Annotated in this window: 24 protein-coding genes; 7 read left to right on the plus strand and 17 right to left on the minus strand. The window is 60.9% G+C overall.

What is annotated here, in order from left to right:
* Positions 1–53 precede the first annotated feature (53 nt).
* Both AX760_RS07610 and AX760_RS07615 read left to right on the plus strand, forming a co-directional pair.
* A complete protein-coding gene (locus tag AX760_RS07610) occupies positions 54–665 on the plus strand; it encodes a GNAT family N-acetyltransferase (RefSeq protein ID WP_071832386.1) in 612 nt (203 codons plus the stop codon).
* The gene (locus AX760_RS07615; protein ID WP_071832387.1) at positions 665–3,577 is read left to right on the plus strand and encodes a sensor domain-containing phosphodiesterase; all 2,913 of its coding nucleotides are present in this window, start codon (positions 665–667) and stop codon (positions 3,575–3,577) included. The genes AX760_RS07610 and AX760_RS07615 overlap by 1 nt, the downstream gene beginning before the upstream one ends.
* A 233-nt stretch (positions 3,578–3,810) precedes the next feature.
* Here AX760_RS07615 and AX760_RS07620 read toward each other — a convergent pair whose 3' ends face one another.
* From AX760_RS07620 to AX760_RS07635, 4 genes are all read right to left on the minus strand, one after another.
* Complete coding sequence (locus AX760_RS07620; RefSeq protein ID WP_071832388.1) at positions 3,811–4,410, minus strand: DUF922 domain-containing Zn-dependent protease; 600 nt, start codon at positions 4,408–4,410, stop codon at positions 3,811–3,813.
* 84 nt (positions 4,411–4,494) lie between these two features.
* The gene (locus tag AX760_RS07625) at positions 4,495–5,562 is read right to left on the minus strand and encodes a zinc-binding metallopeptidase family protein (protein ID WP_071832389.1); all 1,068 of its coding nucleotides are present in this window, start codon (positions 5,560–5,562) and stop codon (positions 4,495–4,497) included.
* Positions 5,563–5,790: 228 nt separating this feature from the next.
* Positions 5,791–5,982, minus strand: a complete 192-nt coding sequence (locus tag AX760_RS07630; protein WP_071832390.1) for a CsbD family protein — start codon at positions 5,980–5,982, stop codon at positions 5,791–5,793.
* Positions 5,983–6,111: 129 nt separating this feature from the next.
* The gene (locus AX760_RS07635; protein WP_071832457.1) at positions 6,112–6,711 is read right to left on the minus strand and encodes a YqgE/AlgH family protein; all 600 of its coding nucleotides are present in this window, start codon (positions 6,709–6,711) and stop codon (positions 6,112–6,114) included.
* Positions 6,712–6,888: 177 nt separating this feature from the next.
* On the opposite strand from AX760_RS07635, the gene AX760_RS07640 reads away from it, so the two are divergent.
* The 4 genes from AX760_RS07640 (at position 6,889) to AX760_RS27405 (ending at position 9,829) form a co-directional block, all read left to right on the plus strand.
* The gene (locus AX760_RS07640; protein WP_071832458.1) at positions 6,889–7,740 is read left to right on the plus strand and encodes a protein-disulfide reductase DsbD domain-containing protein; all 852 of its coding nucleotides are present in this window, start codon (positions 6,889–6,891) and stop codon (positions 7,738–7,740) included.
* 113 nt (positions 7,741–7,853) lie between these two features.
* Complete coding sequence (locus AX760_RS07645) at positions 7,854–8,339, plus strand: peroxiredoxin (protein WP_071832391.1); 486 nt, start codon at positions 7,854–7,856, stop codon at positions 8,337–8,339.
* Between the two features lie 75 nt (positions 8,340–8,414).
* Positions 8,415–9,476 carry a hypothetical protein gene (locus tag AX760_RS07650; RefSeq protein WP_071832392.1) on the plus strand — a complete coding sequence of 354 codons (1,062 nt, stop codon included), beginning with the start codon at positions 8,415–8,417 and terminating at the stop codon, positions 9,474–9,476.
* A 101-nt stretch (positions 9,477–9,577) separates the two neighbouring features.
* Entirely contained in the window at positions 9,578–9,829 is a 252-nt protein-coding gene (locus tag AX760_RS27405) for a hypothetical protein (RefSeq protein ID WP_071832393.1), read from the plus strand.
* A gap of 220 nt (positions 9,830–10,049) precedes the next feature.
* Here AX760_RS27405 and AX760_RS07660 read toward each other — a convergent pair whose 3' ends face one another.
* Positions 10,050–11,018, minus strand: coding sequence for an endonuclease/exonuclease/phosphatase family protein (locus tag AX760_RS07660; RefSeq protein ID WP_071832394.1), 969 nt, complete (start codon positions 11,016–11,018; stop codon positions 10,050–10,052).
* A 264-nt stretch (positions 11,019–11,282) separates the two neighbouring features.
* Here AX760_RS07660 and AX760_RS07665 point away from each other — a divergent pair, with 264 nt between their 5' ends.
* A complete protein-coding gene (locus AX760_RS07665) occupies positions 11,283–11,525 on the plus strand; it encodes a hypothetical protein (protein WP_071832395.1) in 243 nt (80 codons plus the stop codon).
* A gap of 147 nt (positions 11,526–11,672) precedes the next feature.
* On the opposite strand, the gene AX760_RS07670 is transcribed toward AX760_RS07665, so the two are convergent.
* From AX760_RS07670 to AX760_RS07720, 12 genes are all read right to left on the minus strand, one after another.
* Positions 11,673–12,560, minus strand: coding sequence for a DUF4238 domain-containing protein (locus tag AX760_RS07670; protein ID WP_071832396.1), 888 nt, complete (start codon positions 12,558–12,560; stop codon positions 11,673–11,675).
* A gap of 197 nt (positions 12,561–12,757) precedes the next feature.
* Entirely contained in the window at positions 12,758–13,201 is a 444-nt protein-coding gene (rnhA, locus tag AX760_RS07675) for a ribonuclease HI (RefSeq protein ID WP_071832397.1), read from the minus strand.
* Positions 13,198–14,178, minus strand: a complete 981-nt coding sequence (locus AX760_RS07680) for a homoserine kinase (RefSeq protein WP_071832398.1) — start codon at positions 14,176–14,178, stop codon at positions 13,198–13,200. Before AX760_RS07680 ends, rnhA begins: the two co-directional genes overlap by 4 nt.
* Before the next feature lie 224 nt (positions 14,179–14,402).
* Complete coding sequence (ispH, locus tag AX760_RS07685) at positions 14,403–15,413, minus strand: 4-hydroxy-3-methylbut-2-enyl diphosphate reductase (protein WP_071832399.1); 1,011 nt, start codon at positions 15,411–15,413, stop codon at positions 14,403–14,405.
* A 3-nt stretch (positions 15,414–15,416) separates the two neighbouring features.
* Positions 15,417–15,782 carry a DUF1304 domain-containing protein gene (locus tag AX760_RS07690; protein WP_071832400.1) on the minus strand — a complete coding sequence of 122 codons (366 nt, stop codon included), beginning with the start codon at positions 15,780–15,782 and terminating at the stop codon, positions 15,417–15,419.
* An 85-nt stretch (positions 15,783–15,867) separates the two neighbouring features.
* Positions 15,868–16,644: an SURF1 family protein gene (locus tag AX760_RS07695; RefSeq protein WP_071832401.1), complete on the minus strand. Its 777-nt coding sequence runs from the start codon at positions 16,642–16,644 to the stop codon at positions 15,868–15,870.
* Positions 16,613–16,996: a DUF983 domain-containing protein gene (locus AX760_RS07700; protein WP_071832402.1), complete on the minus strand. Its 384-nt coding sequence runs from the start codon at positions 16,994–16,996 to the stop codon at positions 16,613–16,615. Before AX760_RS07700 ends, AX760_RS07695 begins: the two co-directional genes overlap by 32 nt.
* Entirely contained in the window at positions 16,993–17,499 is a 507-nt protein-coding gene (locus AX760_RS07705; protein WP_071832403.1) for a L,D-transpeptidase family protein, read from the minus strand. The genes AX760_RS07700 and AX760_RS07705 overlap by 4 nt, the downstream gene beginning before the upstream one ends.
* Before the next feature lie 104 nt (positions 17,500–17,603).
* Positions 17,604–18,482, minus strand: coding sequence for a cytochrome c oxidase subunit 3 (locus tag AX760_RS07710; protein WP_071832459.1), 879 nt, complete (start codon positions 18,480–18,482; stop codon positions 17,604–17,606).
* Positions 18,483–18,548: 66 nt separating this feature from the next.
* On the minus strand, positions 18,549–19,151 hold the full coding sequence (locus AX760_RS07715; protein ID WP_071832404.1) for a cytochrome c oxidase assembly protein: 603 nt from the start codon (positions 19,149–19,151) through the stop codon (positions 18,549–18,551).
* A gap of 17 nt (positions 19,152–19,168) precedes the next feature.
* Entirely contained in the window at positions 19,169–19,309 is a 141-nt protein-coding gene (locus tag AX760_RS26460; RefSeq protein WP_087149189.1) for a hypothetical protein, read from the minus strand.
* Positions 19,309–20,265, minus strand: a complete 957-nt coding sequence (locus AX760_RS07720) for a heme o synthase (RefSeq protein ID WP_071832460.1) — start codon at positions 20,263–20,265, stop codon at positions 19,309–19,311. The genes AX760_RS26460 and AX760_RS07720 overlap by 1 nt, the downstream gene beginning before the upstream one ends.
* Between the last annotated feature and the right edge of the window lie 170 nt (positions 20,266–20,435).

Below are 20,435 nucleotides of genomic sequence, written 5' to 3' on the forward strand. Positions count from 1 at the left end.
CAAGCGCTGGCCGTCATCCGCCTATCCCTAAATTCAGCGGTTCGGAGGCTTTCATGGCAAGGTCGGTGTTTCGGTTCCTGTCTCGGCAGCCGGACCCCGTTGAAATTGCCAATGCCACCCATATGCTGCGCCTGCCCCGCCTGGCGGACTATCGGCAATGGCTTGCCTTGCGCAGCGAAAGCCGCACCTTCCTCGAACCCTGGGAGCCGACCTGGCAGAGCGGCGACATGAGCGAAAGCGCGTTTCGCGCCCGCGTCATCCGCAACGAGCAGGAATTTGCCTCGGGCCAGGCCGTGCCGCTGTTTTTGTTTTCGCGCGCCGATGCGGCGCTTCTGGGCGGCATCACCATCGGCTATGTCCGCCGCGGCGCTGCCCAATGCTGCATGATCGGCTACTGGATGGGCGAGCGTTATGCCGGAAAGGGACACATGGCGCAGGGTGTGCAGCTGGTCGTACCCTATATCTTTTCAAGCCTTCAGTTGCACCGTATCGAAGCAGCCTGTATTCCCGAGAACCAAAGAAGCATAAGGCTCCTTGAAAAGGCCGGTTTTCAGCGGGAAGGCTACCTGCGGGAATACCTTAAAATCAACGGGCAATGGCGCGATCACCTGATGTTCTCCCTGCTTTCGGGAGACGTGGCGCCAAACAGGAATTTGAGTATCTGATGTCTTTCACCCGCGGGTCGTTTCACTCGTCAGCCACAGGGCTCATCGTCCTGTTGCTTGTCTTGACGGCTGCCTTCTGGTCCCTTGGCGCCGGTCGTGTTCTGGCCACAGAGCCGGTCAGGATTTCACGCGAGGACACCGCCCTCGACCTGACCGCGACCACCGAGATCTATACCGGCCGCGGCGAGGCCTTCCAGGTCTCGACGGCGCCGGGCACGGACGGCATCGTGCGGCGCATCGAGGTCCGCTCCAGCGCCGAAAACCACCAGGGCGACTGGGCTGTGTTTGCGCTTGCCAATGTTTCGGAAGAGCAGCTCGAGCGCGTCATCGTCGCTCCGCATTTCCGTCTGGTGAATTCCAAGCTGTTCTGGCCGGACCTTGGCTCGCAGCGCATCCTGTCGATCACGCCGTCCGAAGGGTTCGCGCTCGACCGCCAGCCGAGCGAGGAGGCCGACGTCTTCCGCATCACGCTCAACCCCGGCTCCGTCATCACCTTCGTTGCCGAGCTGGCGACGCCCGAACTGCCGCAGATCTATCTCTGGGAGCCGGACGCCTACAAGGACACGGTCAATGCGTTCACGCTCTATCGTGGCATCGTGCTTGGAATTGCCGGCCTGCTTGCCGTGTTCCTGACCATCCTCTTCGTCGTCAAGGGCACCTCGATGCTGCCGGCGACGGCAGCGCTTGCCTGGGCCGTGCTTGCCTATATCTGCGTCGATTTCGGCTTTCTGTCGAAGCTGATCGCGATCACCGCCGGCGACGAGCGCATATGGCGCGCGGGAACCGAGGTGTTTCTGGCGGCCGGCCTCGTCATCTTCCTGTTCACCTATCTCAACCTCAACCGCTGGCACCAGCATTTGTCCTATGCGACGCTCGCCTGGATTCTTGGGCTCGGGCTCCTGTTCGGCGTGGCGATCTACGATCCGGCGATCGCCGCCGGCATTGCGCGCCTGTCCTTTGCGCTGACCGGCACGGCCGGCATCGTGCTCATCGCCTATCTCGGCTTCAACCGCTATGACCGCGCCATCCTGCTCGTGCCTGCCTGGCTGCTCATTCTCGTCTGGCTGTTCGGCGCCTGGCTGACGGTCACCGGCCAACTCGCCAACGACATCGTCCAGCCGGCGCTGGGTGGCGGCCTCGTGTTGATCGTGCTTCTGATCGGCTTCACGGTGATGCAGCACGCGTTTTCCGGCGGCGCCTATAGCCAGGGCCTGTTTTCCGATCTCGAGCGCCAGTCGCTGGCGCTGACCGGCTCCGGCGATACCGTCTGGGACTGGGACGTGGCGCGCGACCGGGTGGTGACCATTCCCGACATCTCGGCCCAGCTTGGCCTGTCGCCGGGCACCATGCACGGCGCTGCGCGCAACTGGTTGCCGCGCCTGCATCCGGATGACCGCGACCGGTTTCGCGCAACGCTTGACGTCTTGCTCGAACATCGCCGCGGGCGGCTCAACCATGAATTCCGGGTTCGCGCCGAAGACGGGCATTATCACTGGCTGGCCATTCGCGCCCGCCCGGTGCTTGGCTCGAACGGCGAAATCATCCGCTGCGTCGGAACGATCGTCGACATCACCGAACAGAAGAATTCCATCGACCGGCTGCTGCACGATGCGCTGCACGACAATCTGACCGGCCTGCCGAACCGGCAGATCTTCCTCGACAGGCTGCAATCCATCCTGTCGCTGGCCCCGGGCTCCAACTCCGTGCGCCCGACCGTCATCGCCATCGATATCGACCGCTACAGGCAGGTGAACGAAAAATTCGGCATCGCTGCCGGCGACAACATCCTGATCGCGCTGACGCGTCGCCTGCGCCGGCTGATGAAGCCGCAGGATACGCTCGCGCGCCTTGGGGGCGACCATTTCGGGCTGGTGCTGATGTCAGAGCGGGATCCCGCCAAGGTCGCCGACTTTGCCGATGCCGTATCCAAGGCGATCATGGTGCCGCTGAATTTCGGCAAGAACGAAATCAACCTGACGGCCTCGATCGGCCTCGTCTCCTGGGTCGACCAGCAGGAGAATGCCATCGGCCTGCTCGGCGATGCCGAGCTTGCCATGTTCCGCGCCAAGAAGGCCGGCGGCAACCGCGTCGAGCCCTTCCGCCCGGCCTTCCGCGCCTCGGGCACCGATCGCCTGCAACTGGAAAGCGATCTGCGCCGGGCGATCGAGCGCAAGGAACTGTCGCTCGTCTATCAGCCGATCGTGCGGCTGAACGATGCCGAGATCGCCGGTTTCGAAGCGCTGATGCGCTGGGACCATCCAAAGCGCGGCAATATCTCGCCGACCGAGTTTATCCCGATCGCCGAAAGCTCCGAACTGATCAACCAGTTGGGCATGTTCGCCTTTGAAAAGGCCACCAGCGACCTGACGGAATGGCAGATCCAGACCGGCGCGCTGCCGATCTTCGTTTCGGTCAACCTGTCGAGTGCGCAACTGCTCAACAACGAACTCTACGACGACATCCGCGCGGTGCTGACCAAGAGCCGCTGCGACCCGCAGAAGATCCGGATCGAGATCACCGAATCCGTGGTCATGGAGAACCCGGAACAGGCCCGCCTGGTCCTGGAAAAGCTCAAGGCAGCCGGGCTGAAGCTGGCGCTTGACGATTTCGGCACCGGATACTCGTCGCTCGCCTACCTGACGCGCTTCCCCTTCGATACGATCAAGATCGACAAGGCACTGGTCAAGGACCCCAGCGACAAACGCTCGATCCTGTTGCGCTCGGTCATCACCATGGCCCGCGACCTCGACATGGAGGTGGTGGCGGAAGGCATCGAATCGGAAGAGGACGCCATCCAGCTTGCCCAGATGGGCTGCGATTTCGGCCAGAGCTTCCTCTTCGGCCCACCGATCGGCACCGAATCGATCCAGCGCCTGCTGAAGGAACGGTTTCCGTTGATGAAAAGGGCGTGAGGGTAGGCAGTAGGCAGTAGGCAGTAGGCAGTAGGCAGTAGGCAGTAGGCAGTAGGCAGTAGGCAGTAGGCAGTAGGCAGTAGGCAGTAGGCAGTAGGCAGTAGGCAGTAGGCAGTAGGCAGTAGGCAGTAGGAAATGCTTTTTTTCGAAACCTCTGTCTATCTATAATTCCAGATTGTATTTCCTATTTCCTAATTCCTAATTCCTAATTCCTAATTCCTAATTCCTAATTCCTACTGCCCATTGACCAGTTGCAGCACCAAGCGGTTGACATTGCCGCCCTCGCTGAGTTCGATCTGGTCGAAATCGCGGCTCTTTTGGCGCTGGGCCATGGACAGGGCGCCAAGACGTTTTGTCATCTCGGTCCGGATGGCCTGGCATTTCGGATCGCCGGGAACGGTCAGCCCCACCGTTGCCGCCTCGATCTCGCGCACCATGTCCTCGATGATATCGCCATGCACGCGCTCATGGGCGCGCACGCCTTCGATGAAGGTCTCCCAGTTGGCTTTGACGGTTTTCGGAAGTTTGCCTGCCACTTGCGGCAGGTGATAGGTGACGATCAGCTTCGGGCGTGCCGAGACCAGCACGCAGGCATCGCCCTGGCGCTCGTATTTCCGTGTCCAGGTGAGCTTGAAATTGGTGTAGGCGATGACGCGGGCAAGGCCACCGATCTCAGGGCCGTTCTCGCCGATCGACTGGTAGAGTTCGGCGCCCGAGTTGCCGCGCACGGCATAGGTCTTGACGACCTCGGTGCGCTGCCATTCGGCCTGCGCCGGATGAGCCAGGAACGCCAGGCAGGCGAAAGCCGGCCATAGGAGTTTTGCTGATGTCACGCCTCACCCTTCAAACGACGACTGCCACCGGACAGCTTTAACCAGTCCGGTGGCAGTGTTCAATCCGTGCGTTTCAAGCGCCGGTCAATTGCCGCCGGCGCGGCGGATCAACCGGTTGATGAAGCCGAGTTTTTGCACCACCGGCGGCGAGAGGATGAAGGGATAACTGTCGGGCTGGCCCATGCTGCGCTGGATGCTGTTGATGGCAACGCTGAGCGGGATCCAGGCATCGGCCAGAATCTGCGTATCCCAGACCCGGTACGGATCGAAATCGACCCCCGCCGCCATCGATGTGTGGCGCCACGGCGCCGTCGACAGACCAAAGGCACGCGCCGTTTCAAGCACGTCGACGATATGGAAATAATGGGCCCAGCATTCGGCAAAATCCTCGGACGGATGGCAGCTGGCATAGGTGGAAATGAACCGGCTCTGCCAGTCGGCCGGCGGGCCCTGCTCGTAATTGCGCTTCAGCGCCGCCTCGTAGTCTTCCCGCTCGTCGCCAAAGAAGGATCGTGCCTCGAACAGGGTCGCTTCGTCGCGGCAGAGCTGGTCGAAATAGAAATGGCCGATCTCATGGCGGAAGTGGCCCAGCAAGGTCCGGTATGGCTCGCCCATGGAAACGCGCACGCTTTCGCGCGTCGCATCGTTCGCTTCAGCGGCACGCAGACTGATGAGCCCGTCCTCATGTCCGGTCATCGCCGGAACGATCACGCCGTCCGGCTTGACTTCATCGGCGAGGAAATCGAACACCAGGCCGCCCTGCGGATCGACGTCGCGACCGGGGCGCGGCAGGTTCCAGCGGATCAGCGAATAGAACAGGTATCGCTGCGCCCGTCCGATATTCTGCCAGCGCGACAAACCCTCAGGATTGTCCGTCACCGGTACGATCCGGTTATAGCGGCAGGCCTGGCAATGGATGTTTTCATCGTCTTCGGTGATCAGCCAGTTGCAGATGTCCTGCGCCGCATTGGCGCAGAACCTCAGCTTGCCGAGCGTCCAGGACGAGGTTTGCCAGTGCATGTCACCCGCCGGCGTCAGTGCATGGACGGCCGCCGTCGCAGGCAGGAAACCCAGTTGGGACCCACAGCTGATGCACACCCGGTTGTCGAAATGGACGGACTGGCCGCAATTTTCGCATTGATAGAGTTTCATGAAAGGCCGCCGTTGGTGAAAATCGAAGGGGGGATCAAGCTATGGTCACAGCGAAACCGTGTTGTGTTCATAACAGATTGCGCTGTGTTGATAACGGAGAAATGCCCGCCGGTGCGAAGCACACAGCGGGCATCGGCGCGAACCTCTACTCCGTTGAACCCGTCGGAGCCGAAGTGCTGCGCACTGCGTGGCCCCAAGGAAAGTCAATTCCTCGGGACAATCGCAAAATTAGATGCTGTCGACGGCACCCTTGACGGTGTCCTTGGCCTTGCCTGTCGCGGACTGAACCTTGCCCTTGACTTCCTGGCCCTTGCCTTCGGCGCGCAGCTTGTCATTGCCGGTCATTTCGCCTGCAGTCTGCTTGACCTTGCCAGTAGCCTGGTTTGCGGCGCCCGAAATCTTGTCCGATGTGCTACCCATGTTCAAACTCCTTGAGAGGTTTGGACCCGATCTGATATCGTCGCGTCCTTGCCACCTGAAAACGGCCGCAGGCGGAAAAGGTTCCGGAGAGAAACAGGAATTTGCCGATCGTCGGATCCGGAGAAACGCTCAGGCGTGCCCGGCATCCATCGACAGCATGGCCGGGCTGACCCCCATCAGCGACAATGCGCGATCATATTTGTCGCCGAGCCCGCGATCGAAGATCAGGTCCTCGGAGGCCGGGCAGTTCAGCCAGCCATTGCTGGCAATCTCGTTTTCCAGCTGGCCTGCGCTCCAGCCGGCATAACCCAGCATCATCATCGCCTTGCTCGGGCCATCGCCGCGCGAAATCGCCCGGATGATATCCAGCGTGGCCGTCAGGCAGATATCGTCGCTGACCGGAATGCTCGATTCGGAGAGGTAGTCATCCGAATGCAGCACGAAGCCACGCCCGGTCTCGACCGGGCCGCCGGTCTGGATCTGGAAATCGCGGGTTGGCGAGGGAAGCCGGATCGCCTGCTCCTTGTCGATGATGCGCAGATGCAGGAGCACGTCGGGAAAGGTGAGCGGCTGCGCACGGTTGAGCACGAAGCCCATCGCGCCATCGCTGGAATGGGCGCAGACATAGATCACGGTGCGGGAAAAATTGCTGTCGAACATGCCCGGCATGGCGATCAGGAACTGACCGTCAAGCAATCCGCGCTCACGTTTCTTCTGGAACGTCGCCATGGTCACCATGGGCATAGCCTACCAATTCACGGCCAAATGAAAAGCGCCCCGGTCGATCTTTTCGGATTTTTTCGCACGTGCGTTGCCATCGCCGATCACGCGCCATCAAGCGGATATGATCAACACCAGGATGCGGCACTCTGGCGGGCCGGCACCAAACAGGCTAGATCTCGCTTCATGACCGACCGTCGCAACGATCCTTTTTTCCACGCCGCTGCTTTTGTTTTGCTTGCGGCCACGGCCAGCTGGTTTTCGCCTCTCTCGATGGCGCAGGCCGCCAGCAGTGACTGGGCCCAGTCGGAAGGCGGCGATGTCCGGATCATCGCCGCGCCGCCCACTGCCGACGGCACGATCCCGGCGATCCTCGAGATCCGGCTGAAACCCGGCTGGAAGACCTACTGGCTGGAGCCCGGGGCAAGCGGCATCCCGCCGCAGGTGACGATCGATCCGACCAGCGGCATCAGCTTTTCCGGCCTGCGCTTTCCGGCACCGAAAACCTTCGATGACGGGGTCGTGCGTTATGTCGGCTACGATCGGTCCGTCGCCCTGCCGATGCAGTTGCGCCAGACGGTTGCCGGCAGCGTCGTCGACCTCAAGGCGTCGGTGTTTCTCGGCATCTGCATGGACATCTGCATTCCGGTCCAGGCCGAATTGTCGCTGGCGCTGCCCAGCGGCACGGTGGCCAATCCGCTGGAGCAGGCGCGCATCGACGATGCGACGGCGGCCTTGCCGGAGCCACCGACTGCGGACCTGAAGGTGACGGCGACAACGATCGACCCGGCGACGCATTCGCTCCGGATCGCGTTCGTCGTGCCCGATGACGACAGGGCGGCGCCCGAAATCTTCCTGGCCGGCCCGAGCGGATTTTCCTTCGGCAAGCCGAGCATCAACGCTGCTGCGGATGGCGGCTTTGTCGCCGACATACCCTACCGCGCGCCGGCAAAGGGCGGCGAGCTGAAGGGCAGGACCGCGCTTTTCGTGCTGCGCTCGGGTCGCCGAAGCATGGAAACGTCGCTTGCCTTTGAGTGAGGCGAATCTATATTCCAGACCGACGTCCACAGGACGGAATTTCCGAAGGGAAGACCGCGCCCGTTCCGCCGTTTCGCAAACCCCTTTCACGATCCCCTTTCAGGAGAGCCATCATGACCATTGCTGTCGGAGACAAACTGCCGTCCGCCACCTTCAAGGAAAAGACCGCCGACGGCCCGGTGGAACTCACCACCGAACAGCTGTTTGCCGGCAAGAAGGTCGTTCTCTTTGCCGTGCCCGGCGCGTTTACGCCGACCTGCTCGCTGAACCACCTGCCCGGCTATCTGGAAAATCGCGACGCCATCCTGTCGCGCGGCGTCGATGACATCGCCGTCGTCTCCGTCAACGACCTGCACGTGATGGGCGCCTGGGCGACCGCGTCCGGCGGCATGGGCAAGATCCACTTCCTCTCCGACTGGGACGCGGATTTCACCAAGAAGCTCGGCCTCGACATTGATCTGTCAGCCGGCACGCTCGGCCTGCGCTCGAAGCGCTATTCGATGCTGGTCGACGACGGCGTCGTCAAGTCTCTGAACATCGAGGACAGCCCCGGCCAGGCCACCGTTTCGGCTGCAGCCGCGATGCTCGACCAGCTCTGAGCTGCTTTTAACGACATCCTGTGACGACCTTGCCCGCAAATCATTTTGCGGGCATTTTCCTGTCGGAGGAACCTCGTGGACGATCGCAATCATGTCTGGAGAAGTCGGGGCACGGGCAAGATTGCGCCGGCGCTGATCGATGCCATAAGCGCTCTCGCACGCATCGCCCATCGACAGCAACTGGACGGGGAGCGGTTGCGCGCCGTGCTTGTGCGCGTGGACGCAGAGCCAGCCGGCCATGCGACGGGACTCGCCCGCGTCATCGGCAGAGCTCTCAACACGGTGCGATGGTCGCCGATACCCAAGCCAACCGGTCTCGTCGAGCAACTGAAAACCGCATGGCGGGCGCGTGAGCCAACACTGCCAACGCCGGAAGATCTTGCCTGGTTTTCCCTGTGCGATCCCGATGGATTTGTGCGAGAACGGGCGCTGGAAGGCATCAACATGCCGCCGCCAAGCGCCATCCGACTGGCCCTGCTGATGATCCGGCTGAACGACTGGGTGCCGCAGGTGCGGGCCGCGGCACAACGTTGCCTGGATCGCGTCGGAGCGGGGATCGCGCCAGAGGTATTCGTGGATACGCTCCCCTATTGCCTGCAGGCCCTGCCGCTCGCGAGCCGCATGGGCGATGGCGGCGCGGCCTTGATCGCGCTCGTCAGCCGCCCGGATATCCACGACCTGATTGCCGACCGACTGATGAACGGTGAAGGCGGGGCAATCGTCCGGATCTTCCGCGACCTGATGTCGACGGATCTGTTTGATGCGCAATTGCCGGCACTTGCCGCCAGTGCCCGCAACACGGCCATCCGTGCCCGGGCATTGCGCATCCTTCTGGCTGGCGCCGTCGAGGACATACCGGTCCTTCGCGAGTTCTGGATCAGCAGAACGCTCGGGATCAAGCGCCCGGTGGCGGGCACAGCAACAAGGCCGATCGACCAAGCCGCGGCGGCCGAGGCATTGATCTCGCGCGCGGCGCGCGACCGTACCGTTGCCGTGCGCAAGGCTGCTGCACAGGGTCTGGTGCGCCACCGCAACGATGTCGATGATCTCGATGCGCTGGTCGCTCTTTTCGACACGGAAAAGAATCCAGCCATTCTCGATCGCATCGCCTTCGTGAAGAAATCCCGACCGGCCTGAGCCCTGTTCCCCGCGAAACAGCGCCGTCCTCCGTCGCATGGCATTCTCGGGTCACTGGATGAGACAACCTCATCCGCAACCCGGATCAAAGGATTGACTCCATGCGCAAGTTCATCATCTCCGCCATCGTCGCAGCAGTCGCCGCCGTCTCTTTCGCCGCTCCTTCGCAGGCCGGCGGTTATGGCCACAAGAGCTATGGCTATTCCAAAAGCTACGGCCACAAGAGCTATGGCCACAAGCCGAGCTACGGCCATAAGCAGTACGGCTACAAGAGCCATTACAAGCCCTACGGCCACAAGAAGCACTACAAGGCCAAGGTCATCATCAACTACGGTTATGGCTACGGCTACTGAGCCGCATCATCACGACGAACTGACCTCCCTGAAACCCGGTCGTCCCTGCGACCGGGTTTTTTCGTGTGTCTTGCGGATATCTCTCAGGCTTTCACGGCGACCGTCAACGAGAGAGGCGCACGGCCAGCTCCCCCAAACGCAAGAGCATGCAACGTTCAACAGGGGCGGTCAGGGGAATGCTGCGCGCCACCTCGTCGACGCCTCGTCGGCGTCTCGGTGCCTAGAAGCGCACCTTCGCCATGGTCGCGCGATGATCGGACGGCCAGGGCGTGACGACGATATCGGCTTGCGGCGCTTTTTCGCCGACGATACCGGCGCTAAGCACTTCAAGCGCGGCGGCGCGGCCGAACGTGAAGTCGATCCGGTCGTGGTGGTCGTCGGTCGCGTCCGCAGCCGAGGTCGGCGTCCAGGTGAAGCCCGGCTTGGCGACCTCATCCGGAAAGGCCTTGCGGAACAGGTCGGTGAAACCGGCGGCTTCGATCCGGCGTGTGGTCGGATAGGCGACCTTGAGCGGCTGGTGGCCGGCCTTCACCGCAGCCTGCGTCCAGTCGCGGTGGGAGGGCTCGTTGAAATCGCCGAACAGGAACACCGCCTCCGCGCCGTCGGCCTCCTTCAGGTCCGACATCAACAGATCGAGCGCCGGGCCGCGTGCGGCTTGCGCGGCGGCAACGGCCTCGGCCTCGGTCTTGAGGTAAGGTGCGGTGCCATATTCGATGTTCAGCAACTGGTAGGGCTGGTAGGGAAAGTCCGTGAGGTGGATGTTGTAGGCCATGACCTTGCGGCCCTTGACGTCGATCGTCACGCCCAGATCGTTTGCGGTTGCCTTGCCGATCGGAAAACGGCTGATCACCGCATTGGCCCAGAGCGCCGGGCTTTCCCGGGTCTGGTCGTAATGGAAATAGCCAAGCGCCGCAGCAATCTTCGCAGCCACGCTCTCGCCTGCCGCCTTGCAGTCTTCCGCGGTGCAGGGATCGGGTTCGAGGCGGGTTTCCTGGATGCCGATGATATCGGCGCCGGCCGCCTTGATCGCGGCCACGGTTTCATCGACCGGCTTGCTTTCATTGCCGCCGCCACCCCAGACATTGTAGCTCATGACGGTGAGTTCGACGGGCTCGGCCAAGGCCGGCTGCGCGACAAGTAGAAGCAGCAGGGCGGAACGACGCAACAGGCGGGAAAGAGCAGTCCTCATGGCAGAGTGTCTCCGTTTGACCATTGAAGACATTGCTAAACTTCACGCATGACCAGCGCAAGACAGAGGTACGAGGTCGAGCCTTTCCGAACGCTCGCCCGCGTTTGCCATCGATCACCCGAAGCTGGCCATGTGACGGCCAGGAGCCTTTTCGGACAACGGAAGCCTGTTCCCCGCGAAACAGCGCCGTCCTCCGTCGCATGGCATTCTCGGGTCACTGGATGAGACAACCTCATCCGCAACCCGGATCAAAGGATTGACCCCATGCGCAAGTTCATCATCTCCGCCCTCGTCGCCGCTGTCGCTGCGGTTTCCTTCGCCGCCCCGTCGCAGGCCGGTGGCTATGGCTACCAGAGCCACGGCTATTCCAAGAGCTACGGCCACAAGTCCTACGGCTACAAGAAGAGCTACGGTCACAAGCAGTACGGCTACAAAAGCCACAGCTACAAGCCTTACGGCTACAAGAAACACTACAAGGCCAAGGTTGTCATCAACTACGGCTACTGAACCGCCCCCAAAACGAAATGACCTCCCGAAGCCCGGTCGTCCCTGCGACCGGGTTTTTGCATCAAGCCCCCGTCATCTGCCGCAACGGACGCTTACCGACAGCGTGCGAGTTGCGGAATTAGGACCCACCACCCCAACATCTCGTTTTTAAGGCTTCGGTTTTCGACCATTTTCTTCGGTGGGAACGAGTTGTATGTACTCTCGCTGAGACATCCGCCGACGGACATCGGCAATATAGGTCGCGTCGATAGCATATACATTCTTCCGAGCTTGACCTACCACAGCGTCATTAGTCAGCCGAATAATCTTTCCCACGGGCTGGGAGCAGAAAGCTTCGGCAAAATCCTTCTGCATAAAGCCGACGAACAAGTGCCGCGGACCGATGGGCAGCCCGAAATGCCCATCCGGTCTCATCAATCCGTTGGTCATAGCCAGCGGGCGATCAGAGGTGATAAGTGGCCGGATTTTTGTACCCGTTCCCATGACACGCCAGATCGCACCCATGAGAAGGCGGAGCAGCTTTTCCCGCTGCATCATGTCCGTAGCAAGCATCACGGCAATTCGTTCCGGTACTTTTTTGTTTCCATCAAGATACTCTTGAAGTGTTTCTGGCCAGCCGGACTGCCGTGCTTCGGCATACCTTGCTAGCAAATCCGCATCCGGGTTGAACCAAAATTCCGAAATGCGGCGCTTGAATTCAGCGATCTGCTCTGGTGTTCTCATCATCAGGGAAAGCAGAAAACGAGCCCAAGCAACACGTAGCTCATCCTGCGGTATGACACCTTCGAGGAGAAGGTCACGAGCGTTTGCCGCAGATGCGTCCACCACTCCCATAAATACTTTTTCGACGTTGTGTTTTGTCTCTTCGGTAGCGTCAGGGATGACATATAGGTCTTCCTCGTAGCCCGTTGACTTGGTCCCCCTCCGCCGCGACCGGATTTGATTCGTTGGTGGGACACGCCCAAACTCTTCCAGCTTATGGTCGGAACCCAGCCAAGGTCGAAGGTAGAACTGTGGGATGAAGTGATGTTTCAACTCTCAACCGGCCCAACGTGAACAGGGGGCATATTTCCTATCCCCCTATTCACGTTTCCTATTGCCCCCACAAATCCAAAAGAGAAACTTACCTGATTGTGCCTTTTCTATCCAGTCAGAGACTAGGATATCGCGCTTTAACCAGATATTCCCGTCGCTAAGCGAATATTCCGAACCTCAGCCCAGCCATCCCCCCCTCACCGCCCCTTCTTGAACGGCTCCATGCCCTTGCGAGCCAGTTCGTCGGCACGTTCGTTTTCGGGGTGGCCGGCGTGGCCCTTGACCCAGTGCCAGGTGACCTTGTGGCGCTGGTTGGCAGCGTCGAGCGCCTGCCAGAGTTCGCCGTTCTTGACGGGTTTCCTGTCGGCGGTCTTCCAGCCGTTTTTCTTCCAGCCGAAGATCCACTTGCCGATGCCGTCCATGACATATTTGGAATCGGTGTAGAGATCGACCTCGCATTGGGCCTTCAGGCTATCGAGCGCAGTGATCGCGGCAAGCAGCTCCATGCGGTTGTTGGTGGTGTCGGCTTCGCCGCCGCAGAGGTCCTTTTCGACCTCGCCATACCGCAGCACGGCGCCCCAGCCGCCCGGCCCCGGGTTGCCGGAGCAGGCGCCATCGGTAAAAATATCGACATGTTTCATGGGGAGAGACTTTCACGCACGAGACCGTATTCGGCGGCTGAGGCGACCGAGCGGTGGAATTGCAGTTTCTTCAGATATTCGAGCGGGTCCTTCTTCACGACCAGCGCGCCGGCCGGCGTCATCAGCCAGTCATAGAGCCTTGTGAGGAAGAAACGCATGGCCGAGCCGCGCGCCAGAAGCGGCAGTGCCGCCACTTCGTCATCGCTGAGCTGCCGCACGCTTTCATAACCTGCCAGCAGCGCCATGCCCTTGGTGATGTTGAAGGCGCCGTCCTTTTCGAAGCACCAGGCGTTCAGGCAGATGGAAACGTCATAGGCGAAGAAATCATTGCAGGCGAAATAGAAATCGATCAGGCCGGAAAGATCGTCGCCGAGGAAGAACACATTGTCGGGAAACAGATCGGCATGGATGACGCCCGAGGGCAGCGTCTTCGGCCAGCGGGCCTCGAGATGATCGAGTTCTGCGCCGATCTCGTCGGCCAGACCTGGCTGCACCTCATCGGCGCGGGCCACCGAATTGTTCCAGATCGGTCGCCAGCCGGAGACCGACAGCGCATTGCGGCGGGTCAGATCAAAACCGTCGCCGGCAACATGCATGGCGGCCAGCGCCCTGCCGACTTCGCGGCAATGATTTGCATCGGGCTTGCGCAGCCAGACGCCGGTGAGGAACGAAATCACGGCCGCCGGCCGGCCCGACAATTCGCCGAGCAGCGCGCCATCGAGACGCGGGATCGGCAGCGGGCAGGACAGGCCGTTGCCGGCCAGATGGTGCATCAGCCCGAGGAAAAACGGCAGGTCGCTCTGGTCGACGCGCTTTTCGTACAGCGTCAGGATGTAGGCGCCCTTGGTGGTCTGCAGCAGGAAATTGGTATTCTCGACGCCCTCGGCAATGCCCTTGTAGGAGGTCAGTTCGCCAACGTCATACTGCGTCAGGAAGCCGCTGAGATCGTCTTCGGAGATGTCGGTGTAAACGGCCATGTGTCAGCAAAATCCTATGAACATAACGTCGGTCTATCAGGCGGTTTTGGCAAACACGCGATCCCGGCACAAGGGTGGCCTATCTCTTCTCCCCAGCGGGGAGAAGGTGGCGCGTCGCGCCGGATGAGGGGGAGCCTCGACGCTCGAATGCGCCGTCCCCCCTCATCGCCTCGCTTTGCTCGGCCCTTCTCCCCGCGGGGGAGAAGGGGAAGAGGCGCCCCTGCTTATTCTCCATTCACGAAGGCCATGTCCTGCGCTGTCAGCGGCACATGGCGAAGCTCGCGGTTGACGAGGAAATTCTCGGTTTCCTCGACGGTATCGGCGAGTTCGACACGCGCCTCATAGCGCAGACGGAACGCCTCGATGATCTCGTCGACGATGACTTCGGGCGCCGAGGCGCCGGCCGACAATCCCACGATAGCGATATCGCCAAAATCATCCCAGTCGATTTCCGCCGCGCGCTGCACCAGCACCGATTTTTTTGCCCCTGCCCGGAGCGCGACTTCGACCAGACGCTTGGAATTTGAAGAATTGGGCGCGCCGACGATGATGAAGTGGTCGCAGCCAGGGGCTGCCTGCTTCACGGCTTCCTGCCGGTTCGTCGTCGCATAGCAGATCGAATCAGCGGCCGGTGCTGTCAGGTTCGGGAAGCGTTCGTGCAGCCGCCTGATGACGCCGGCGGTATCATCGACCGACAGCGTCGTCTGCGTCACGAAGCCAAGATTGTCGGGATCCGGCGGCATATAGGCATCGGCATCCTCGATCGTCTCGATCAGCGAAACCGCGCCATCGGGCAATTGTCCCATGGTGCCAATCACTTCGGGGTGCCCGGCATGGCCGATCAGAACAACATGGCGACCGAGCTTCTGGTGGCGCATGGCCTGCTTGTGGACCTTGGAGACCAGCGGGCATGTCGCATCGAGATAGAAGAGATTGCGGCTCTGCGCATCCGCCGGAACCGATTTCGGTACGCCATGGGCGGAAAACACCACCGGCTGCTTGCGGTGCTCCGGCGGGATTTCGTCCAGTTCCTCGACGAAGATCGCACCCTTGGCCTCGAGCCCTTCGACGACGAAGCGATTGTGGACGATCTCGTGGCGGACATAGACGGGCGCCCCGAATTCCTTCAGCGCGAGCACGACGATCTGGATCGCCCGGTCGACGCCGGCACAAAAACCGCGCGGGCCGCAGAGCCTGAGCGTGATCGGGGTCTTTGCCGGAAGGGATGAAGCCATGAATCAGGACGCCAGGAACAGGAAAAGGAGGGCGGCGATGGCCGGTCCACCCTGCACCAGAAGAATGCGCGGCTTGACGGTCAACGCGCCATATATAGCCGCTATGACCACGCACACAAGAAAGAACAGCTTCAGCTGGACGGCAAATTCCGGCTGCGGGTGCGTGAGCGACCAGACCAGCCCGGCGGCGAGAAAGCCGTTATAGAGCCCCTGATTGGCGGCCAGCACCCGGGTCGTTTCCGCCTTTTCCGGCGTCATGCGAAACACCTTGCGCCCCTGCGGCTTTGTCCACAGGAACATCTCGAGTACCAGGAAGCCGAGATGGGCAAGCGCAGTCAAAGCGACGAGAAGATTTGCGATCAGTGCCATGGTATCCCCCGGAGCATCGGCGCCTGAAATCGCCGATCAAGACCAGCGCCGTGTGCGTTTATCTTGCATGAACCAGAGCCTCTGACTACTGGCCTTGCGTCTTCCGCCGGAAGACAAACACGCCGCTGATGACCACGAGCGCACCCGCCAGCCCGTACCAGGTGACGGCATATTGCAGATGGTTGTTGGGCAGTTCAAACTGGGTGACGCCACCGACCGGGAGCGTGCCGGGGATTTGCGTTGCGTCGGCATCGATGAAGAACGGCCGCACCTTGCCGGCCGGCAGGCCGTCGGTCTGCGCCATCACATCGAGATCCTTCCAGTAGAAGATGTTCTTCTTCAGATCGTTTTCGGGGACCACCCAGGAGGGTTTTTCGGCCAGACGGGCGCGGGCAAGGCCGTTGACCGTTTGCGCGCCGGTCAATTGCCCGGCTTTTCGCGTTTCCGGCTCCTTGGCATCAAACGGCACAAAACCGCGATTGATGAAGACGAAGCTGCCATCCGACAGTTCGAGCGGCGTGTAGATGTAATAGCCGGTGCGACCCTGATGGGTCGCGAAGAAATGCCGTTCGCGGTTGTTGAGATAACGCCCGCTGACAGTGACCGTCCGGTATTCGATATCGCCACCCTCGGCCACGAGGGCCTCGATCGCCGCCAGATCCACCGGGGGCTTTGACCGGCGCTCGGCGATCGCGGTCAGCAGGCCTTCTTTCCACGCAAGCCTTTGCATCTGCCAGGTGCCGAGCGAAATCAGGGCGGCAAGGGTTGCGAGCACGACGACGATGCCGCACAGCCTCGCCAGCCTGCCGCGGGTGGAAGCCTGCCGTTCCTCAGCCACGGTCGATTTCACCCGACCGCGCATTGTTGCGGAATTGCAGATTGATCAGCACGCCTTTCAGCATGCGCATGATCCCCAGCGTCAGAATGGTCGCCAGCGGAATCCACAGGATGAAATGCACCCACAGCGGCGGATTGACATTGACCTCCATCCACAGGGCCGAGCCGACAACCAGAAAACCGACGATCAGGATGACGAACACCACCGGTCCGTCGCCGCTGTCGGCAAAGCCGTAGTCAAGCGCGCAATTGCTGCAGGCCGGTTTCACCTTGATGAAGCCGTCGAACAGGTTTCCCTGGCCGCAGCGCGGGCAGCGCCCCTTGAGGCCGCTCGACACCGGGTCAACCGGCGGATAATGGGCGCTGTCTTCAGTCATGGTTTTATCTCGATTGCTGTTCCATCCGGGACCCTATCCCAGATTTCATCCATCTGCGTATTGGTAACCGCGATGCAGCCATTGGTCCAATCGAACGACTGCGTCAAATAGGCCAGCCAGCCAAAATAGTTGCGTTGCCCATGGATCATGATCATGCCGCCGGGATCGATGCCGGCCTTTTTGGCCGAGACGACATCCTGCGGTCCGGGATAGGAGATGTGAAGCGATCGATAATAGGCGCTCCTGTCGTTGCGCCAGTCCAGCACATAGAGACCTTCCGGCGTCTTCTCGTCGCCCTCCTGCCGCTTGTGGCCGACAGGATCCCCGCCGAGCACGACCGGATATTCGGCCAAAAGCCGATCCTTCTGCCAGAGCTGGAGAAGGCGGCGCTCCTTATACACCATGACCCGGTCTGCCAGCGTCTCACTCGCCATCGCCATATCGGGTAACAAGAGGCAGGGGCAAACCACCAGCACGCGGAGGAAGAAGCGACACAGGTTCATCGGCGATCATCCCGTGTTCAAACGAGAACGAGGTGGCTGCATGACTGCAACCACCTCGTTCTTCATTGTATCGGCAGGCAAGACGCTGCCCATTTCTGATGCGATTACATATGGGCGATCGGGGCGCCCCAGCTTCCCCAGATGTAGATGGAGAAGAACAGGAAGAGCCAGACGACGTCGACGAAATGCCAGTACCAGGCGGCAGCCTCGAAGCCGAAATGCTGCTTCGGAGTGAAATCACCCTTCAGCGCGCGGATCAGGCAGATCGCCAGGAAAATCGTGCCGACCAGGACGTGGAAGCCATGGAAGCCGGTCGCCAGGAAGAAGGTGGCGCCGTAGATCGAATCCTTGAAGGCGAACGGCGCATGCGCATATTCGTAGGCCTGCACGAAGGAAAAGAGAACGCCCAACACGACGGTCAGCGTCAGGCCGTTGATCAGCCCCTTGCGGTCGCCGTGCAGCAGCGCATGATGCGCCCAGGTGACGCAGGTGCCCGACAGCAGCAGGATGACCGTGTTGTAAAGCGGCAGGTGCCAGGGATCGAGAACCTCGATGCCCTTTGGCGGCCAGGTACCACCGGTAAAGGCGGCCCGTGCGGTCTGGATCGGCTCGGCGGCATACAGGCTTGCATCGAAGAAGGCCCAGAACCAGGCCACGAAGAACATCACTTCCGAAGCGATGAACATGATCATGCCGTAGCGCAGGTGCAGGGAAACGACGCGGGTATGGTGGCCCTCATGCGCTTCCTTGATCGTATCAGCCCACCAGCCATACATCGTGTAGAGCACCAGTGCGAGACCGATGTAGAAGAGCCACGGGCTCGCAAGCTCGAGGCCGAACATCTTGAACGAACCGCCGGAGACGTAGCGCATATAGGCGACACCGCCAAACGCCATGATGAACGCGCCGATCGAGGCAAGCAAAGGCCATGGGCTTGGGTCGATGATATGGTAGTCGTGGTTTTTCTGGTGCGCCTCGGCCATCTTGGTCAATCCCCGGATATGTCTGCTCTTGTCGTCATTTCCGGCATAGCCGAAAACAGTGATGATTCAAAGTCTCTTGTCTGTCTCGTCCGCCGTCGTCTTCAGCGAGACCAAAGGCTTGGATGGTTCGCGGGCGTAGAAGGTGTAGGACAGCGTCAGCGTCTGGATGTTTTTGGTCTCGACGGTGTTGACGATCTCGGGATCGACGAAGAACACCACCGGCATCTCCATCTGCTCGCCCGGCTGCAAGGTGGTTTCCGTAAAGCAGAAGCACTCTACCTTGTTGAAATAGGCTGCGGCGGCCATCGGCGTGACGTTGAACACCGCCTGCCCCGTGGTCGGCTTGCTCGACAGGTTCTTGGCCGTGAAATCGACCTGAACCGTCTCGCCGATCTTGATCTCGATCTCGCGCTTTACCGGCTTGAAGTCCCAAGGGAGATCGGAGCCGGTATTGGAATCGAAGGTCACCCTGATGGTTTTGTCGAGAATGATCTCCGACGCCTGCTCGACACGTTTTGTCGTGCCATTATAGCCGGTCACCCTGCAGAACATGTCGTAGAGCGGCACGGCAGCATAGGCCATGCCGGTCATGGCGACGACAAAGGTCAGACAGGCAGCGACGATCGCGCCATTCGACCTGTCCTTGCCGTGCTCTGTCGATTTTGCCACGTGTCCAGCCTCCGCTCTCAGTTGACCATGCCGCCGCTAAACTTCACCAGCGTCACGACGTAGAATCCGACGACAAGCGCGAACAGCACGACCCCAAGCGCAATGTTGCGGCCGCGACGCGATTTCTTCTGTGCTTCGTTGAGTGTGATCATATCCATCAGGCAGCGCCTCCGGTGGTGAGCCACAGCGTGGCAATCAGGTGGTCGATCATCAGGGCCGAGAAGATCGCAAACAGGTAGAGAATGGAAAAGGCAAACAGCTTCTTGGCCGGCGCCATCTTCTCGTCGCCATCAGGCATGCGCCAGACGCCAATCGAATACCAGATGAAGCCAAGACCGAGCAGTGCGGCAAAAGCGCCATAGACCACGCTCGAAAAGCCGAGCGTCGTGGGCACGACACCGATGATCGCGGTCAGAACCGCATAGATGACAATCTGGTTCTTGGTCGTCGCCTCGCCGCTGACATTCGGCAGCATCGGCACACCGACCGCGCCATAGTCGCGCATCTTGAACAAAGCCAGCGCCCAGAAATGCGCCGGCGTCCACAGGAAGGTGATGAGGAACAGCACGATGCTTTCGATGGCGACGCCGTTTGTCACGCAGGCCCAGCCGATCATTGGCGGAAAGGCACCGGCTGCACCGCCGATGACGATGTTCTGCGGCGTCGAACGCTTCAGCCACATCGTATAGACAACGGCATAGAAGAAGATGGTGAAGGCCAGCAACCCGGCCGAAAGCCAGTTGACGACGATGCCGAGGATACAGACGGAGAAGGCCGACAGCGTCAGACCGAAGGCCAGCGCCTCTTCGGCGCGGATCTTGCCGGCCGGGATTGGTCGCGACGCAGTGCGGGTCATCACCGCATCGATATCCGCATCATACCACATGTTCAGCGCGCCGGACGCACCCGCGCCGACGGCAATACAGAGGATCGCGATAAAACCGATGAAAGGATGGATATGGCCGGGCGCCATCACCATTCCGGCGAGCCCCGTGAAGACCACGAGCGACATGACACGCGGCTTCAACAGCGCAAAGAAATCGCGCGCCGAGGCCTCCGAGAGACGCACGGCAGCCTCCGGGCCATTTGCTTCGTGATGGTCAATGACCGACATGTTGCGTCCTTGCTTGTCTGGCCCGGCTTTCTGGTAGTCGAGAGCCTGGGCCTTCGTCGCCGGCCCTCTGATCGGGCCTTGAATTTTCAGGGCATTGCCATGGCACGCTGCAAAACCGTCTTCCGGTTTTGCAGAAGCCGCCGTTTCCGGCGGCTTCCAAAGCTGGCAGG

Source organism: Pararhizobium antarcticum (assembly GCF_001885585.1).
Lineage (GTDB): Bacteria > Pseudomonadota > Alphaproteobacteria > Rhizobiales > Rhizobiaceae > Pararhizobium > Pararhizobium antarcticum.

Bases quoted from the DNA above. Each gene is read 5' to 3' on its own strand.
- AX760_RS07705 (WP_071832403.1), bottom strand. From the start codon at position 17,499: ATGAACCTGTGTCGCTTCTTCCTCCGCGTGCTGGTGGTTTGCCCCTGC.
- AX760_RS07660 (WP_071832394.1), bottom strand. From the start codon at position 11,018: ATGAGGACTGCTCTTTCCCGCCTGTTGCGTCGTTCCGCCCTGCTGCTT.
- ispH (WP_071832399.1), bottom strand. From the start codon at position 15,413: ATGGCTTCATCCCTTCCGGCAAAGACCCCGATCACGCTCAGGCTCTGC.
- AX760_RS27405 (WP_071832393.1), top strand. From the start codon at position 9,578: ATGCGCAAGTTCATCATCTCCGCCATCGTCGCAGCAGTCGCCGCCGTC.
- AX760_RS07640 (WP_071832458.1), top strand. From the start codon at position 6,889: ATGACCGACCGTCGCAACGATCCTTTTTTCCACGCCGCTGCTTTTGTT.
- AX760_RS07680 (WP_071832398.1), bottom strand. From the start codon at position 14,178: ATGGCCGTTTACACCGACATCTCCGAAGACGATCTCAGCGGCTTCCTG.
- AX760_RS07700 (WP_071832402.1), bottom strand. From the start codon at position 16,996: ATGACTGAAGACAGCGCCCATTATCCGCCGGTTGACCCGGTGTCGAGC.
- AX760_RS07710 (WP_071832459.1), bottom strand. From the start codon at position 18,482: ATGGCCGAGGCGCACCAGAAAAACCACGACTACCATATCATCGACCCA.
- rnhA (WP_071832397.1), bottom strand. From the start codon at position 13,201: ATGAAACATGTCGATATTTTTACCGATGGCGCCTGCTCCGGCAACCCG.
- AX760_RS07665 (WP_071832395.1), top strand. From the start codon at position 11,283: ATGCGCAAGTTCATCATCTCCGCCCTCGTCGCCGCTGTCGCTGCGGTT.
- AX760_RS07625 (WP_071832389.1), bottom strand. From the start codon at position 5,562: ATGAAACTCTATCAATGCGAAAATTGCGGCCAGTCCGTCCATTTCGAC.
- AX760_RS07645 (WP_071832391.1), top strand. From the start codon at position 7,854: ATGACCATTGCTGTCGGAGACAAACTGCCGTCCGCCACCTTCAAGGAA.
- AX760_RS07615 (WP_071832387.1), top strand. From the start codon at position 665: ATGTCTTTCACCCGCGGGTCGTTTCACTCGTCAGCCACAGGGCTCATC.
- AX760_RS07630 (WP_071832390.1), bottom strand. From the start codon at position 5,982: ATGGGTAGCACATCGGACAAGATTTCGGGCGCCGCAAACCAGGCTACT.
- AX760_RS07720 (WP_071832460.1), bottom strand. From the start codon at position 20,265: ATGTCGGTCATTGACCATCACGAAGCAAATGGCCCGGAGGCTGCCGTG.
- AX760_RS07635 (WP_071832457.1), bottom strand. From the start codon at position 6,711: ATGGCGACGTTCCAGAAGAAACGTGAGCGCGGATTGCTTGACGGTCAG.
- AX760_RS07695 (WP_071832401.1), bottom strand. From the start codon at position 16,644: ATGCGCGGTCGGGTGAAATCGACCGTGGCTGAGGAACGGCAGGCTTCC.
- AX760_RS07610 (WP_071832386.1), top strand. From the start codon at position 54: ATGGCAAGGTCGGTGTTTCGGTTCCTGTCTCGGCAGCCGGACCCCGTT.
- AX760_RS07690 (WP_071832400.1), bottom strand. From the start codon at position 15,782: ATGGCACTGATCGCAAATCTTCTCGTCGCTTTGACTGCGCTTGCCCAT.
- AX760_RS26460 (WP_087149189.1), bottom strand. From the start codon at position 19,309: ATGGATATGATCACACTCAACGAAGCACAGAAGAAATCGCGTCGCGGC.